This window comes from Micromonospora andamanensis, assembly GCF_016863495.1.
GTDB lineage: Bacteria > Actinomycetota > Actinomycetes > Mycobacteriales > Micromonosporaceae > Micromonospora > Micromonospora andamanensis.
In genome coordinates, this window is record NZ_BOOZ01000025.1 from 101258 (window position 1) to 116443 (window position 15186).

16 protein-coding genes are annotated in these 15186 nt (G+C 71.4%); 13 read left to right on the plus strand and 3 right to left on the minus strand.

Going from position 1 to position 15186, the window contains the following annotated elements; all coding sequences use genetic code 11:
- Positions 1-43 precede the first annotated feature (43 nt).
- The gene (locus Van01_RS20715) at positions 44-451 is read left to right on the plus strand and encodes an arsenate reductase ArsC (protein WP_204010102.1); all 408 of its coding nucleotides are present in this window, start codon (positions 44-46) and stop codon (positions 449-451) included.
- Between the two features lie 45 nt (positions 452-496).
- Here Van01_RS20715 and Van01_RS20720 read toward each other — a convergent pair whose 3' ends face one another.
- The gene (locus Van01_RS20720; RefSeq protein WP_239099193.1) at positions 497-1012 is read right to left on the minus strand and encodes a GNAT family N-acetyltransferase; all 516 of its coding nucleotides are present in this window, start codon (positions 1010-1012) and stop codon (positions 497-499) included.
- Positions 1013-1140: 128 nt separating this feature from the next.
- Positions 1141-1716 (minus strand): hypothetical protein, encoded by a 576-nt coding sequence (locus tag Van01_RS20725; protein ID WP_204010105.1) that lies wholly within the window; start codon positions 1714-1716, stop codon positions 1141-1143.
- A gap of 172 nt (positions 1717-1888) precedes the next feature.
- Here Van01_RS20725 and Van01_RS20730 point away from each other — a divergent pair, with 172 nt between their 5' ends.
- The 12 genes from Van01_RS20730 to Van01_RS20785 all read left to right on the plus strand — a co-directional run bounded on the left by Van01_RS20730 (position 1889) and on the right by Van01_RS20785 (position 14092).
- Positions 1889-2467, plus strand: coding sequence for a GNAT family N-acetyltransferase (locus Van01_RS20730; RefSeq protein WP_204010107.1), 579 nt, complete (start codon positions 1889-1891; stop codon positions 2465-2467).
- Between the two features lie 91 nt (positions 2468-2558).
- Positions 2559-3272, plus strand: coding sequence for a siderophore-interacting protein (locus Van01_RS20735; RefSeq protein ID WP_204010109.1), 714 nt, complete (start codon positions 2559-2561; stop codon positions 3270-3272).
- A 25-nt stretch (positions 3273-3297) separates the two neighbouring features.
- Complete coding sequence (locus Van01_RS20740) at positions 3298-4467, plus strand: ATP-grasp domain-containing protein (protein WP_239099194.1); 1170 nt, start codon at positions 3298-3300, stop codon at positions 4465-4467.
- Complete coding sequence (locus tag Van01_RS20745) at positions 4464-6089, plus strand: IucA/IucC family protein (RefSeq protein WP_204010113.1); 1626 nt, start codon at positions 4464-4466, stop codon at positions 6087-6089. Before Van01_RS20740 ends, Van01_RS20745 begins: the two co-directional genes overlap by 4 nt.
- Positions 6086-7723: an IucA/IucC family protein gene (locus tag Van01_RS20750; protein ID WP_204010114.1), complete on the plus strand. Its 1638-nt coding sequence runs from the start codon at positions 6086-6088 to the stop codon at positions 7721-7723. Before Van01_RS20745 ends, Van01_RS20750 begins: the two co-directional genes overlap by 4 nt.
- Positions 7720-8847: an alanine racemase gene (locus tag Van01_RS20755; RefSeq protein ID WP_204010116.1), complete on the plus strand. Its 1128-nt coding sequence runs from the start codon at positions 7720-7722 to the stop codon at positions 8845-8847. Before Van01_RS20750 ends, Van01_RS20755 begins: the two co-directional genes overlap by 4 nt.
- A gap of 199 nt (positions 8848-9046) precedes the next feature.
- Positions 9047-10135 carry a FecCD family ABC transporter permease gene (locus Van01_RS20760; protein WP_239099195.1) on the plus strand — a complete coding sequence of 363 codons (1089 nt, stop codon included), beginning with the start codon at positions 9047-9049 and terminating at the stop codon, positions 10133-10135.
- Positions 10136-10160: 25 nt separating this feature from the next.
- Positions 10161-11147 (plus strand): ABC transporter substrate-binding protein, encoded by a 987-nt coding sequence (locus tag Van01_RS20765; protein ID WP_204010118.1) that lies wholly within the window; start codon positions 10161-10163, stop codon positions 11145-11147.
- Positions 11144-11929 (plus strand): ABC transporter ATP-binding protein, encoded by a 786-nt coding sequence (locus Van01_RS20770; RefSeq protein WP_204010120.1) that lies wholly within the window; start codon positions 11144-11146, stop codon positions 11927-11929. The genes Van01_RS20765 and Van01_RS20770 overlap by 4 nt, the downstream gene beginning before the upstream one ends.
- Positions 11926-12648, plus strand: a complete 723-nt coding sequence (locus Van01_RS20775) for a class I SAM-dependent methyltransferase (protein ID WP_204010122.1) — start codon at positions 11926-11928, stop codon at positions 12646-12648. Before Van01_RS20770 ends, Van01_RS20775 begins: the two co-directional genes overlap by 4 nt.
- A gap of 540 nt (positions 12649-13188) precedes the next feature.
- Positions 13189-13419 carry a CGNR zinc finger domain-containing protein gene (locus Van01_RS33810; RefSeq protein WP_373306274.1) on the plus strand — a complete coding sequence of 77 codons (231 nt, stop codon included), beginning with the start codon at positions 13189-13191 and terminating at the stop codon, positions 13417-13419.
- A gap of 28 nt (positions 13420-13447) precedes the next feature.
- Positions 13448-14092, plus strand: coding sequence for a vitamin K epoxide reductase family protein (locus Van01_RS20785; protein WP_204010128.1), 645 nt, complete (start codon positions 13448-13450; stop codon positions 14090-14092).
- A gap of 94 nt (positions 14093-14186) precedes the next feature.
- On the opposite strand, the gene Van01_RS20790 is transcribed toward Van01_RS20785, so the two are convergent.
- Positions 14187-15182 (minus strand): ribonucleotide-diphosphate reductase subunit beta, encoded by a 996-nt coding sequence (locus Van01_RS20790; RefSeq protein WP_204010218.1) that lies wholly within the window; start codon positions 15180-15182, stop codon positions 14187-14189.
- Positions 15183-15186: the final 4 nt, after the last annotated feature.

Below are 15186 nucleotides of genomic sequence, written 5' to 3' on the forward strand. Positions count from 1 at the left end.
CTCGACAGTCAGCCGCCACCCCCGTACCGCAGAGAGGCATCTCATGACCGACAAGCCCAGCGTCCTGTTCGTCTGCGTCCACAACGCCGGCCGCTCCCAGATGGCTGCCGGCTGGCTGCGCCACCTGGCCGGCGACGCCGTCGAGGTCCGCTCCGCCGGCTCCGCTCCCGCCGAGGCGGTCAACCCGGCCGCCGTCGAGGCCATGCGGGAGGTCGGCATCGACATCACCGATCAGACCCCCAAGCTCCTGGAGTACGCCACCGCCGAGTCCTCCGACGTGATCGTCACCATGGGCTGCGGCGACGCCTGCCCCGTCTTTCCCGGCAAGCGCTACGAGGACTGGAAACTCGCGGACCCGGCCGGCAAGGGCGTCGAGGCGGTGCGCCCGATCCGCGACGAGATCCGCCACCGGGTCGAACGGCTGCTCACCGAGCTGCCGGTGACCGCCTGACGGCTCCGTCGGCCTCAGCCACTGTGGCAGCCGCCCACCTACCGGTCAGCATCCGTCTGGTGTCCGCACACCGCGGACCATGCGGATCTCCCGTACCCCGTCCTCGACCTGGACCACTCCGTCGGCGATGAACCCGTGCTTACGGTAGAACGCCTGGGCCCGAGGGTTGGGATCGGCGACCCACAGCGCCGCCGACTCCGTCGGGTCGATGACGGCCCGCAACAGTGCCGGCCCCGCACCCGTACCGTGGTCGGCCGCCCGCACGTAGAGCAGATGGAGCTGCCGCACCCACTCGGCGGCGGCATCCGGCGGCGGGCCCGACATCGCGATTCCGATCACCTTGCCGTCCCGCTCGGCCACAGCCGCCCGGTTCCGGCGATATCGCTCATCGGAAAGTGCGACGGTCCAGAACCGCTCCCGCGCGGCCGGCAAACTCGGATCGTCGAGCACCGCATCCGACATGAGTCCGCGGTACGTCTCCTGCCAGCAACGAACATGCACCCACGCCATCTGGGCGGCGTCCTCGACTCGGGCCAACCGAACTGTCAGCGGGGATCCCACCACCGGAGCGTAGGCCGCGATCAGCTGCTCGCCGAACCTGACCCGTGGCGGCCGGTCGCCGCCGGGCCAGGTGGCGTGTCGGCCGACACCGCGAACGTACCCTGGTCGCCGCGGTTCCGTCGGCGCGTTCACGTGGCGTCCTGTCGTTGACCGTCGTCGGCGGTCGGCGCCGGAACACCGGAGGCGGTCGTCACGGCAGCCGGCTCGGTGTTCGCCTCGGCGAAGTACTCAAGCATGGCCAGGAGCAGGAACGCTCTCGTGAGCAATGCGAACGTCACGACGTACAGCACTGCGAAAAGGCCGTCGTAGAGGGCAATGCCGATCGCGCTGTCGGGACTTTCGGTGATCAGTACCCGGTACAGGCCACTGGGTGCCAGAACGTAGCCGGCGAGCGCGGCGAGCGCCCCGGCGAAACAGATCCGCGCGGACCGGGCGTAGCGTCCGCGATATCTCGGACCGGTGAACCGGTCCCGGCGGCTGAATGTGGCAAACGTCAGGAAGATGCAGGTCAGCATCGTCACCGCACTCACCACAGCCGGCGGAAGATCCTGGAAGGGCCGGCCGCCGTCGTCGACCGGGATGACGGCGAGGAATGCGTTCGACAGCGGGAACAGCACCGAAATTCCCGCGAGAACGCCCCAGAGACTCCGCAGGAACTGGAGGAAATCGCGCAGGTCCTTGAGGAACGTGTGTTCGGGCTCCACGTTGGTCCCCTACCTCGTGTCCGTGCTGTCGAGAATAGCCCCGCACAGGCGGGAACGGAGCACACGTTCCCGGGGCCTGGCGGTCGGTCCCTGGCGAGGCCGGGTCCGGGGACTTGCCCGACCGACGTCCTCCTGGTTAGGTATGCCTAACCAAACTAACGGGGAGGGCGCGATGGCGTCGCCTGTCGCCACGGCCATGACCATCAGCGGCCTGGCCAGCACTGTCGTCGTCACCGACCAGGTCGACGTCGAGCAGCTCGCCGAGGTCTACCGGCAGGTGCACGCGGCAGATCTGCACCTGCCCGACCACCAGGTGCCGAGCGTGCAGGATCGTCTCCGGTGGACCGTGGCAGCCCCGGGCTTCCAGGCGGCGCTCGGCTACGTCGACGGCCGTCTGGCGGGAGCGGTGCTGGGTTGTCCACTACCACCCGAGACCGTGTGGTGGCGTGACCTGTCGTCGACCGACGATCCCGACCTGGCCGTCGAGTGGGTCGGACGCACGTTCGCGGTGTGCGAGGCGTTCGTGCTGCCCGAGCACCGCCGGCACCGCCTCGGCCTGCGGATGACCACCCAACTGTTGGACGGGCGCGGCGAGGAACGGGTCGCCCTGGCGGTCGCCGAGACGAACACCCGGGTCTGGCACGCGCTGCAACGAATCCGGTTCGACCATGTCGGCGACCTCGTCCCGTTTCCGGGCTGGCGTACGCACCGGATGCTGGTGCGGTCGCTGCCGCTGAGCCCCACGGCGTGAGCACAGAGATCAACGCGACAGGCGTCGACCGGCACGGGGCACCGACCATCCGGCTCGTCGTCACCGGGACGCGCACACAGTGGAGGCACACGTGAAAAGGAACTGGGAAGCTCTCGTCCTCAAGGCGTTCGGGGGCCGGAGTTTCCAGCTGACCGTCCTGGAGAACGAACCCGTCGGCGACTGCTACCAACGGCTGCTCGTCGACGGGGGCGACCTCCTACGCGACTGCGGCGTCCACCCCACCATGTGGATCCGGTTGTGGTTCGACAACGAGGGCCGACCTCACCAGCGGGCCTACACGCTCGTCGACCCGGACGCCGGCAGCGGACGCTTCCACCTCGTGTTCGCCCTGCACGACGGCTGTGCGGCGCGCTGGGCCACGACCGCTCGGCCGGGAGACACCATCGAGGCGACCGTGCAGGGCAGCTCGTTCGCGCTGCCCGAGCCGACACCCGGGCGGCTCTACCTGGTCGGCGACGCGGCGTCGCTGCCGGCGGTCAACAGCCTGCTCGACGCCGCCGGGCCCGCGTCGGCGAAGATCTGGCTCGAGTACGCCCACGACGGTGAGCGCAATCTGCCGCTGCGTATCCGCCCGCACGACGAGGTGGTGTGGGTGCCGCGCCGCGACGAGGGTCAGCACCTGGTGGACACCGTCACCGCCGCCTTGACCACAGGGCGGGAGGACGGGCTGTACTGGGTGGCCTGCGAGGCGGCCAGCACCCGCAGCATCGTCAAGCACCTGCGACGCGGCCTGGGCGTCGGCAAGGAACAGGTGGCCTCGCTCGCCTACTGGCGCGCCCGGTGACGGCCCACCGCCGGGCCGGCTCGTGATGCTGTACCTGACCGCCCTCAATCCGACCGACTCCGTCCTTGACGGTCTGCTGCCGGCCGCCGACGCCCTCGGCGTGCCGGTGACCGTCCTGACCGACCGGCCCGACGACTGGCCCGGCACAGTGCCGGTGCGGGGCTGCCCGGTGCGGGACCCGCGCGCCGTCACCGAGGTGGTCCGGGACGGGCCTGCCGCGGCGGGGCTGTTCTCCAACAGCGATCACCTCCAGGCCGCCACGGCGCTCGCCGCCCGCCGCCTCGGCCTGCCCGGTAAGAACCCCGAGTCGGCCCGGCGCTGCAAGGACAAGGCCGCCACCCGGCGAGCTGTCGCCGACGCCGGTCTCGACGTGGTCCACGCCCGGGTGCTCGCCCCGGAGCAACCACCGACGTTCGACATCTTTCCGGCGGTGGTGAAGCCCCGGGACGGTGTCGCCAGCGAGGATGCCTACCTGGTGACCGACGAGGCCGACCTGGCCCGTCGGGTGACCGAGATCCGCCGTCGCCGACCGGACGCGCCGCTGGTGGTGGAGGAGTACCTGCCCGGCGACGTCCGCACCCACGACACCCTCGGTGACGCCGACACGCTCGCCGTGCTCGGCGGCTGGCGTACCACGCTCGGCCCACCACCCACCTTCACCGAGCTGCGCCTGGAATGGGCACCGGCCGACCCGGCGACTGTCGACGGGCTGCGGGCCCAACTGGACGCGCTCGGCGTACGGTTCGGCGCGTGCCACACCGAGTTCGTCGCGCACCGGGAACGGCCCCGCCTCATCGAGGTCAACGACCGGCTGATCGGTGACCGGATGGACCTCATCCTCGCCGAACTGCTCGGGGTGCCGCTGTTCGAGTACGTCATCCGGCTGCACCTCGGCGAGCCCGTGGCCACCCTCGGTCTGCCCAACCCGACCACTGTCGGTCAGACCGCCCGGGTCGAGTACGTCTGCGCCGACCGCGGCGGCACTCTGGTCGCCGCCCCCGGGCCCGTCGACGCGGTACGCGACGGGGTGCGACTCGGCTGCCGCCCGCTGCGGGCGGTCGGGACCACCGCCGAGCAGACCGGCACCAACCGCGACTACCTGGCCGTCCTGCACGCCATCGGGCCGGACCCGGTCACCGTCGGCCGCGCGCTCGTCGAGTTCCGCGCCGGACTCGACTGGGTGATCGCCAGGTGACCGACCCGGTAGAGCAGGACCTGTTCCGCCGGGTGCTGGACGCCCTGCTGCGCGAGGACCACCTCGGCCTGAGCAGCGGTGGCGGCCTCGTCGGCCCCGGCTGGTGGCAGGTGCCGCACCGCGCCGGCCGGTTACGCCTTCCGGTGCGTCCCGACGGCTTCCAGCACGCCGTCCGCCTCGCCCGCGCCGAGTTGCACGTGCAGCCGTCCGGTCCGGCGGAGGCCCGTCGGGTGGGCACCCTGGCGGAGCTGTTGGACCTGCTCGCGCCGCACGACGACGCCGACGCCGAGCAGGGATGGCACGCCTTCACCGACGAATGCCGGCAGGACCTGCTCGCCCGCCTCCTGGCCACGACCACCCGGTCGCACACCTACGCCCGGGTCGCCGCCGCCCGGGTCAGCACGCCCACCGGCTTCGGCGGCGCCCTCCTCGACGACGTACTCGCCGCCCACGCCGGCCACGCCGTGTACCCCACCGACAGGTGCCGGCACGGTCTGGACGCAGACGACCTGCTCCGGTACGCACCGGAGCACGCCCCCGCGTTCACCCTCCGGTGGCTGCCCGTCCCGGCCCGGACGCTGGAGCTGAACGGCCGACTGCCCAGCTGGTGGCCGACATCCCGCCGGGCCGGCGAGGTGCTGCTGCCGGTGCATCCGTTCACCGCCGACCGCTCGGCCCTGCCGGCGCTCGACCGGCCGGAGATCGTCGTGCGGCCCACGTTGTCGATGCGGACCGTCGCCCTGGACGGCGATACGACGACGCACCTGAAGCTGCCGCTGTCGACCGCGACCCTGGGTGCCCGCAACCGCCGTACCCTCACGCCCGACTCGCTCGGCGACGGCGCGGCGGTGGCGGCGCTGCTCGGCCGGATCGCCGCGGAGCAGCCGCGCTTCGCCGACCGGATCACGCACGCCGACGAGCGCACCTTCGGACACTGCGGCGACGACGAGCTGCGGTCCTTTCTGCTGCGCCGACTGCCCGCCGGGCTGGACCGGGCGACAGTGGTGCCGGTGGCCGCGCTCGCCGCCACGGATCCCACCGCCGGCACTGTCGCCCAGCGGGTCGGCGGCGACAACCCGACCCGGCTGCTGGGGTCCTATCTGGATCTCCTGCTCGACTGGCACGTGTGCCTGTGGTTACGGTACGGAGTGGCGTTGGAAGCACATCCGCAGAACATTCATCTGGTCCTGCCGGTCGACGGTCCGGTCGGACTGCTGTACAAGGACAACGACGGTGCCCGGCTCGACCCTCGGCACGCCGACCTGGTCCGGCTGCGTGACAAGCGGATGTGGATCCGCCACCCCGGGGAGTTGGCCGACATGTTCGTCACGATCACTCTCCACCTGGCGGCGGCGGCACCCCTGCTCGCCCTGGCGGAGCAGGGCGTCGCCGTGCCCTCCCCCGCCGAGGCGCTGGTGCCCCGGCTGCGCGCCGCCCGCGACAGGTGGGGCGACACACCCGACGCGCGACGGCTCGTCGACCGGCTCCTGACCGCTGACCGGTTGCCGGTGAAGGCGATGCTCACCGCCGGCACGCTGCTGCCCAAACAGCGGATCGGCTGCACCGACGTGAACAAGTTCTACCACCGCACCGGACCCAACTACCTGCGGAGCGCCTCGTGACGCCGCGCACGGCCGAGACCACCGCCCATCCGGCGGAACGCGCCGCCGACCGTGCCGCCGCGCACACCCTGCTCTCCTGCTACCTGCGGGAGGTCGCCGCGCCCGACGGTGCAGCCGACACCCTGGGTGGGCGTCTCCGGATCCGGTTGCCGCATCTCGGACTGACGCTCTCCTGCCGACTGGCGCGGGTCTCCCCCGTGCTGGCGCACCGCTACGTCGGGCCGGTCCACTGTCGGCAGACGGCGGGGTCCACCCCCCGCCGCCATCCGGCCCTCCCGGAACCGCCGGCCACCGACACACCTGTCGACGGCGGGCAGCTCGCCCGGCTGCTCGCCGCCGAGCTGGCCGCCCGCACCGGGCTGGCCAACGACGAGTTCGTCGAGCAGGTGCTCGGTAGCCGGGACGCACTGGCCGCCCTGCTGCGGCGACGCCCGCCGAGCGACCCCACCCCGACCGGTGACCCGGTGGTGGACAGCTACGTCGACTCCGAACAGTCCCTGGTGCACGGGCACCCGCACCATCCCAGTCCGAAGTGGCGCAGTGGTGATCCGGCGAGCTGGGGTCGCTACGCGCCGGAGCTGCGCAGCACCTTCCGGCTGAGCTGGCTGGCCGTGCCCGCCGAGCTGGTGGCCGGCGACGGGCCTGTCGACGAGCTGATCGCGCCGCTGGATCCGCCGGCCGCGCCACCCGGGCACCACCTGCTGCCGGTGCACCCGTGGCAGCTGACCCTGATGCCACCGGCCGACCCGAGGTTGCGCCAGCTCGGTGCGGGCGGCGTGCCGATCCGCCCGACCGCCAGTGTGCGGACGCTCTACGCCCCCTCGGTGGACCTGTTCCTCAAGACCAGCTTGCACGTACGCATCACCAACTGTCTGCGGAAGAACGCCAGGTACGAGTTGGCCGGGGCGGTGGCGCTCACCCGTTTCCTGGCCACAGTGCCGCTGCCGGGACGGGTCGGACTGCTCCGCGAGCCCGGCTACCGCACCGTCGACCTGCCCGGAGCTGACGAGGCGTACGGCACCATCCTGCGGACCGGGGTGTGCGAGCATCTGCGGCCGGGCGAACGGGTGGTGCTGGCGGCGGCGTTGGCCGCCGCGCCGCTGACCGTGCCGGATCCGTTCGACTGGTGGCGGGACTACGTCGAGCTGCTGGTCCCCACAGTTCTGCGACTGTGGCTCGACCATGGCGTGATTCACGAGGCGCACCTGCAGAACGTGCTCGTGGTCCTGGACCCGGACGGCCGCCCGGTGCGCCTGATCCTGCGTGACCTGGAGGGACTGAAGCTGGATCTCGGCCGGTTGGCGGCCTGGCCCGAGCGCGTGCCCCGGCAGGCCGCCTACACGCCCGCGCAGGCGGCCCGGCGCGTCATCTACTGCCTGTTCGTCAACCATCTCGCCGGGCTCGCCGGTGCGCTCGCCGACGGTCACCCCGGCGCCGAACCCCGGCTGTGGCAGACGGTCCGGCGCGCCGTGGAGACGGCGTACACGCAGCTGGATGAGCCGGCCGAGCTGACCCCGCTGCTCGACGGCACGCCGCTGGCCGCGAAGGCAAACCTGCTGGTCCGCTGGCACCGGGCGGCTGACCAGCAGGCACCCTACGTGGCGGTGCCCAACCCGCTGGGCGGTGCCGGTTGACCCGACCGACGTACGTCTACGATCTCGCCGCCCTGGCCACGCACGCCGCCGCCGTCCGGGCGGCGCTGCCGGACCGGGTCGAGCTGCTCTACGCGGTAAAGGCCAATCCCGACCCGGGGATGCTGCGCACCCTCGCGGCCACTGTCGACGGTTTCGAGGCGGCCAGCCGGGGCGAGCTGCGGCATCTGGCTGCCGTGCTGCCCGACCGGCGGGTGGCCGCCTTCGCCGGACCGGGCAAGACCGACGCGGATCTCGTGGCCGCGTTGGCCGCCGACGTGCACCGGGTGCACGTCGAGTCCGCCGCCGAACTGCACCGGCTGGCCGCCCTGGCCCGGGCCGCGGGGCGTACCGTCGAGGTGCTGTTGCGGGTGAACCTGCCGGTCGCCACACCCGGCGCGGTCCTGGTGATGGGCGGGCGACCGAGCCCGTTCGGGATGGACCCGCAGGAGGCGGTCCGGCTCGCCGCCGACCCGCCGGCCGGGGTCCGGATCCGGGGCGTGCACGCCCACCTGGCCAGCGGGCTCGACGCGGCGAGCGCCGCCGCGGTGGCGCGCGAGGTGACCGACTGGGCGGTGCGGCAGGTACGCGCCGAGGAGGTGAACGTCGGCGGCGGCATGGCCGTCGACTACGACCGTCCGGAGCGCCGGTTCGACTGGCCGGGCTACGGTCGGCTGCTCGGCGAGGTGTCGGACGCCCACCCGACGGTCCGGCTCCGGATCGAACCCGGCCGGGCCGTGGCCGTCTACTGCGGGTCGTACGTGACCGAGGTGATCGACGTGAAGCGGTCCCAGGGACGGTGGTTCGTGATCGTGGCCGGCGGCACCCACCATCTGCGTACCCCGGCGGCCAAGGGACACTCGCAGCCGTACGCGGTGGTGCCCCGGGGTGGCGACGGGCCGCGCACCGACGGCGGGCCGGTCACGGTGGTCGGTCAGCTCTGCACCCCGAAGGACGTCCTCGCGTACGCCACCGACGGCCCCGCCATCGCGGTCGGCGACGTCCTGGTGTTCGCGATGGCCGGCGCCTACGCCTGGAACATCAGCCACCGCGACTTCCTCCTGCACGAGCCACCCGAGTTCCGGGCCGGAGATCCACTCGCCGTCGCGCATGACTGGGGTCGTTGATCACCGTGATCCGGTGACGCCCTCAGCTCGACAGGGCCGACACCCGGTGTGACGACCCTCGGCGTCACCACGTCCAAGCGGCCACGTGCCACGCCGACCAGGTGGTGAACAACGACTCATCCGCTTTCCGCTGCCCTGATCTTGCTGGTAGCTTTTGCCAATACTTTGCAAGAGCCAAGTTAGTGCAGATGGAGGTGCGGTGACCACCACCGCCCTGCCCGAGAGCCGGGCGGACCTGCTCGGCGTCGCGGCGCAGCGCCGCCGCACCGGGATCTGGCTGCTCGCGCTGACGGTCGGGCTGATCGTCACCGGGGTGATAGCGGTCGGGTCCGGCGCGATCGGCATCCCGCCGATCACGGTGGCCCGGATCATCGGGCATCAGCTCGTCGGCCTGCCCGGCCAGGTGACCTGGACCCCGGCGCAGGAAGCCATCGTCTGGCAGGTACGGCTGCCCCGGGTGCTGCTCGGCATGCTTGTCGGTGCCGGCCTGGCCGCCTGCGGGGTGGCGTTGCAGGCCATGGTGCGCAACGTGCTGGCCGACCCGTACCTGCTGGGGATCAACTCCGGGGCCTCCAGCGGCGCCGCCGCCGCGATCCTGTTCGGCGCGGGCGCCGGCTTCGGACAGTACGCCCTGTCCAGCAGCGCCTTCCTCGGCGCGCTCGGCGCGTCGCTGCTGGTCTTCCTGATCGCCCGCAGCGGCGGACGGGTGACCTCGATCCGGCTGCTGTTGTCCGGCGTCGCCGTCGGATACGCCCTCTACGCCACCACCAGCTTCCTGATCTTCGCCTCGGGCTCCGCCGAGGGGGCCCGTTCGGTGATGTTCTGGCTCCTCGGCTCCCTGGGCCTGGCCCGGTGGAACGTCCTGCTGCTGGTCGCCGCGGTCGTGCTGGGCGGCATGATCTGCTACCTGACCGTCGTCGGCCGTCGCCTCGACGTGCTGGCCATCGGCGACGAGACCGCGCAGACCCTGGGCGTGTCACCCGACCGGTTCCGGCTCCGGCTGCTCGTGCTGGTGTCGCTGAGCGTCGGCGTGCTGGTTTCCGCCGCCGGCAGCATCGGCTTCGTCGGCCTCGTCGTGCCGCACCTGGCGCGCCGCATCGTCGGCGCCCCGCACGTCCGGGTGGTGCCGGTGGCCGCCCTGCTCGGCGCCATCCTGCTGGTCTGGGCCGACGTGCTCGCCCGGGTGCTGCTGGCCCCGCAGGAGATCCCGATCGGCATCATCACCGCCCTGCTCGGCGCCCCCTTCCTGCTCGTCCTGATCCGCCGTCTGCACGCCACCGGCGCCTGAGCGCCAGTTGAGCCGAGGAGCACCGATGAAGGCAACACGTCTCGCCGTCACCGCGACCACGTCCGCCCTGGCGTTGCTGGTCGCCGCCTGCGGCGGCGGCACCGACGAGCCGACGGCGGCCGGCCCGGGGTACCCGGTCACCGTCACCAACTGCGGCGTCGACGTGACATTCGACGCCGCGCCGGAGCGGGTCGTACTGCTCAAGAGCGCTGCGGTGCCGTACCTGCACGCGCTCGGGGTGATGGACCGGGTGACCGCCCGCGCCGGGCAGTACCCCAGGGACTACTACGACGCCGCGACCCTCACCGAATTGGACCGGATCCCGCTGCTGACCGACAAGACCGACACCAGCGGCCACCTGCAGATCTCCAAGGAGGTGGTGATCAGCCAGGAGCCTGACCTGGTGCTCGGGGAGGTCGACAACCTGTCCCGCGACACCCTCTCGGCTGTGGACATCCCGCTGCTGGAGGAGCCCGCCATGTGCCCGGGCAACACCGCCACCCCCAGCTTCGACGACATCTACCGGCAGATGGAAACCTACGGTCGGGTGTTCGGCCGCGAGGCGCAGGCGGCCACGGCGGTAGGCGCGCTCAAGGACCGGATGACTGCGGTCCAGACCGCAGCGGGTACGGCGTCGGGCCGTACCGCCGCCGTGCTGTACCCGACAATCGGCGGCGGCACCACGTACGCGTACGGCTCCGCCAGCATGGCCCACCCGCAACTGGAGGCGGCCGGCTTCCGCAACGTCTTTGGCGACACGTCGGAGCGCGTCTTCGAGGTCACCGTCGAGGAACTGCTCGGCCGTAACCCCGACGTGCTGATCCTGCTGTACAGCGACGGCGACCCCGCCGCGGTCGAGCAGGGTCTGACCGGACTTCCCGGCGCGGAGAAGCTCAACGCGGTCCGCAACGGCGCGGTGATGACCCAGCTGTTCAACTTCACCGAGCCGCCGACCCCGCTGTCGATCGACGGTCTGGAGCGGATCGTGCAGCGGTTCCGGGACGACTCGTGATCCAGGCGACCCAGGTTTCCTGGCGCTCTGGCACCAACCCGGTGATCGACGGGGTCAGCGTGACAGCGCGACCCGGCCGGGTCCTCGGCCTGATCGGCCCCAACGGCAGTGGCAAGACGACGTTGCTGCGGCTGCTCTACGGCGCGCTGCGCAGCGGCACCGGTCGGGTCGCCGTCGACGGTGACGACCTGACCACGCTGCCGTCGCGGGAGGCCGCGCGCCGGCTGGCCGTGGTGGTGCAGGAGACCGGCGGCGAGACCGCCCTCACCGTGGCGGAGCTGGTGCTGCTCGGGCGTGGTCCGCACCTGAACACCTTCCAGCGCACCGGGCCGGCCGATCACCGGATCGCGGCGGAGTGCCTGACCCGGGTCGGTGCCGCCCACCTGGGGTCACGCCCGTTCGCCGGCCTCTCCGGCGGTGAACGGCAACGCGTGCTGATCGCCCGGGCGCTGGCCCAGCAGGCCACCCACCTGCTGCTCGACGAACCCACGAACCACCTCGACATCCGCTACCAGCACGAGATCCTGCGGCTGGTGCGGGACCTCGGCACCTGTGCCGTCGTCGTCCTGCACGATCTGAACCTCGCCGCCCGCTACTGCGACGACCTGGTGCTGCTCGGCCAGGGCGGCGTCGCCGCCGCCGGCACCGTCGCCGAGGTGCTGGACCCCGCGATACTCGAAACCGTCTACGGCATCGGCATCCAGCGTCTCGACCTCGACGGCGCGATTCACCTGCTGTACCACCCGCACGATCAGCCCGCCGTCCAAAGGAGCGCCGCATGAGCCAAAGTCAGGAAAGTGCCGTCATGGGCGCACAGGAACGCATCAACACGTACTGGACCGGCCGGGCACCCGGTTACGACGAATACCAGCAGCGTCCCGACCGCCTGGCCGACGACACCCGGGCCTGGTCGAAGATCTGGGCCGAGGCGCTGCCCACGGCGCCACTGGAGGTGCTCGACGTCGGCACCGGCACCGGGCAGGTCGCCATGGTGCTGGCCGGACTCGGCCACCGGGTCACCGGTATCGACCTCGCCGAGGGCATGCTCGACCAGGCCCGCCGGCACGCCGCCGCGATCACGAACGGTCCGGTCATCCGGCACGGCGACGCCGTGCACCCGGACTTCCCACCCGCCAGCTTCGACGCCGTGGTCAGCCGCTACCTGATGTGGACGCTGCGCGAGCCGGAAACCGCGGTGGCGAACTGGGTCCGCCTGCTGCGCCCCGGCGGCACCGTCGCGGTGGTCGACAGCACCTGGTTTCCCGACGGCCTGGACAACGCCTCGGAGAACTTCGCCGACCACTACGACAGCCAGGTACGGGCGGCGTTGCCGCTGGCCGCCGCGACCTCCATCGACCAGACCGTGGCGGTGCTCGAACGGGCGGGGCTCACCGGCGTCACCGCCACGCCGCTGACATCGATCTTCGAGCTGGACCGGCGGTTCGGTGTCGCACCGAACCACGAACACCGGATGCAGTACCTGGTCAGCGGCTGGGTCTGACCGTCTCCTGGCTCGCGAAGATGACAGGTGCGTCGAAGGCAGCCCGCTGGCCGGCCACCACCTGGTCAGTCATCCGGGTGGACGGCCCGGCAACAACCGATCCGCGCCTCGACTCGCCCGGTGTCGCCAGAACCTGTTAGCCGGCCGGCCGGGAACCGTCCAGGCACCCGCCCGACTATCTGCGGTGAGTGGCAGTTTCCCGCCGTGCTGCGGCTGGCCGACTGTCTCGGGCGACACTGATCGGAAGAACATGACAATCGCGCCCCTTGCCGCCGATCCGGTCCCGGTGAGCCTCACCATCGCCGGACTGCTGGCGACGGTCGTCGCCCTGGTCTGCGTGATGCGGCAGTTCCGCCGACGCTCCGTGAGGTCTTCATTCACGCGGCGGGCGGACGGGAGCGGCGGGCTGTCGACCTGCTCAACAGGCTGCTGTCCCGTCAGCGGATCCGGCCGGCGATCGTCGGAACCTCCTCGACCGACAGGCAGCTGCGCCTCGGCACCGACCCCACCCACACCTGCGCCGGCTATCTCGCGGCGGTGGTGTGGGGACTGGCGACGTGGTCGTGTGAACGGGGGTTCGACCGACTCGGGGTCTGCCCCGAGGACGGGTGCCAGGCGGTGTTCCTGGACGAGGGCAGCAGCCGACGACGCCAGTTCTGCTCCGATCGCTGTGGCACACGCTCCCACGTCCGGGCGTATCGGGCCCGGCGTCGAGCGGCGTCGCTGACCGCCGCCGGGCAGTTGAGTCGGGCGGGCGGCCCGGCAAGATGAGAGGTGGACAGATGCCGGAGGAGCACAGGTGAGCAAGGCAGCCGCCACCCGGACAGTGTCGGCTCGTGCCGGTGCCGACTCCGTGGCTGATCCACCCTTCGCCGTTCGCGCTGTCAGCTGGGTACTGGCCGTCGGCGGCGGGATGGGACTGCTCGCCGCGCTCACCCTCACCATCGAGAAGATCAATCTGCTCGCCGACCCCGGCTACCGGCCGACGTGCAGCATCAACCCCATCCTCTCCTGCGGTTCGGTCATGACCACCCCGCAGGCGGCAGCCTTCGGCTTCCCCAACCCGCTGATCGGCATCGCCGGGTTCAGCGTGGTGACCACGATCGGCGTCCTGCTGCTCGCCCGGGTCCGGCTGCCCCGCTGGGTCTGGCTCGGCCTCCAGGCCGGGGCCACCTTCGGTGTCCTGTTCGTCCACTGGCTGATCTACCAGAGCCTCTACCGCATCGGGGCGCTCTGCCCCTACTGCATGGTGGTGTGGATGGCCACCATAGCCGTGTTCTGGTACGTGACCCTGCACAACCTGCACCAGCGGCACCTTCCGATCCCTGTCGACACCGATCCGCTGGTCCGGCTGCACACCGCAGGTCTCACTGTCTGGTACCTCACCATCGCCGCGCTCATCGGTCACCAGTTCTGGTTCTACTGGCGCACCCTGCTCACCTGATAGATGCCTGCCGCGTAGCCGGTGGGCCGGAACCGGTCCACCGGCTACGCGCCTCCCTGCCCCGCACCCGCGCGGCGCGGCGACAGGGCGGGCGTCAGAAGTCGTCGTCGAACGCGACGGTGCCGGTGACCCCGACCTGGTAGGCGGAGACCCGCCGTTCGAAGAAGTTGGACAGCTCCTGCACGTCCTGCAACTCCATGAAGGCGAACGGGTTCTTCGACCCGTACAGCGGTTCGATCTCCAGCTGCGCCAACCGGCGGTCGGCGACGTGCTGAAGGTACTCGCGCATGTCGACAAGGGAGAGCCCGGACACGCCCTGTTCGAGCAGGTCGGCGGCGAACTGCACCTCGCACTCGACGGCTTCGGCGAGCATGTCCCGGACCTGCTGTCGCATCTCGTCGTCGAACAGCTCCGGCTCCTCGGCGCGTACGGTGTCGACCACGTCGAAGGCGAAGGCCATGTGCATCGACTCGTCCCGGAACACCCAGTTGGTGCCGGAGGCCAGGCCGTGCAGCAGTCCCCGGGACCGCAGGAAGTACACGTAGGCGAAGGCGCCGTAGAAGAACAGCCCTTCGATGCAGGCGGCGAAGCAGATCAGGTTCAGCAGGAACGCCCGCCGGTCCTCGCGGGTCCTCAGCTCCCGCAGTTCGAAGATCGAGTCGATCCACTTGAAGCAGAACTCGGCCTTGCGGGCGATCGACGGGATGTTCTCCACCGCCGCGAACGCCGCGAACCGTTCCCGCTCGTCCGGCACGTACGTGTCGAGGAGGTTCAGGTAGAACTGGACGTGCACCGCCTCCTCGAACAGTTGCCGGGACAGGTAGAGCCGCCCCTCCGGGGAGTTGACGTGCTGGTAGAGGTTGAGCACGAGGTTGTTGGCGACGATGGTGTCGCCGGTGGCGAAGAACGCGACAAGCCGGGACACCAGGTGCTGCTCCGCCGGGGACAGCTTGGCCAGGTCGGCGAGGTCGGAGTGCAGGTCGACCTCCTCGACGGTCCAGGTGTTCTTGATGGCGTCCTTGAACCTGTCGAAGAACTGCGGGTAGCGCATCGGCCGCAGGGTCAGGTCCATGCCGGGGTCGAGCAGCATCTGC

What these genes read in the sequence shown, in the direction of transcription:
- Van01_RS20740 (WP_239099194.1), top strand. Translation starts at nt 3,298, where the DNA reads ATGCTGTACCTGACCGCCCTCAATCCGACCGACTCCGTCCTTGACGGT.
- Van01_RS20715 (WP_204010102.1), top strand. Translation starts at nt 44, where the DNA reads ATGACCGACAAGCCCAGCGTCCTGTTCGTCTGCGTCCACAACGCCGGC.
- Van01_RS20765 (WP_204010118.1), top strand. Translation starts at nt 10,161, where the DNA reads ATGAAGGCAACACGTCTCGCCGTCACCGCGACCACGTCCGCCCTGGCG.
- Van01_RS20775 (WP_204010122.1), top strand. Translation starts at nt 11,926, where the DNA reads ATGAGCCAAAGTCAGGAAAGTGCCGTCATGGGCGCACAGGAACGCATC.
- Van01_RS20730 (WP_204010107.1), top strand. Translation starts at nt 1,889, where the DNA reads ATGGCGTCGCCTGTCGCCACGGCCATGACCATCAGCGGCCTGGCCAGC.
- Van01_RS20790 (WP_204010218.1), bottom strand. Translation starts at nt 15,182, where the DNA reads ATGCTGCTCGACCCCGGCATGGACCTGACCCTGCGGCCGATGCGCTAC.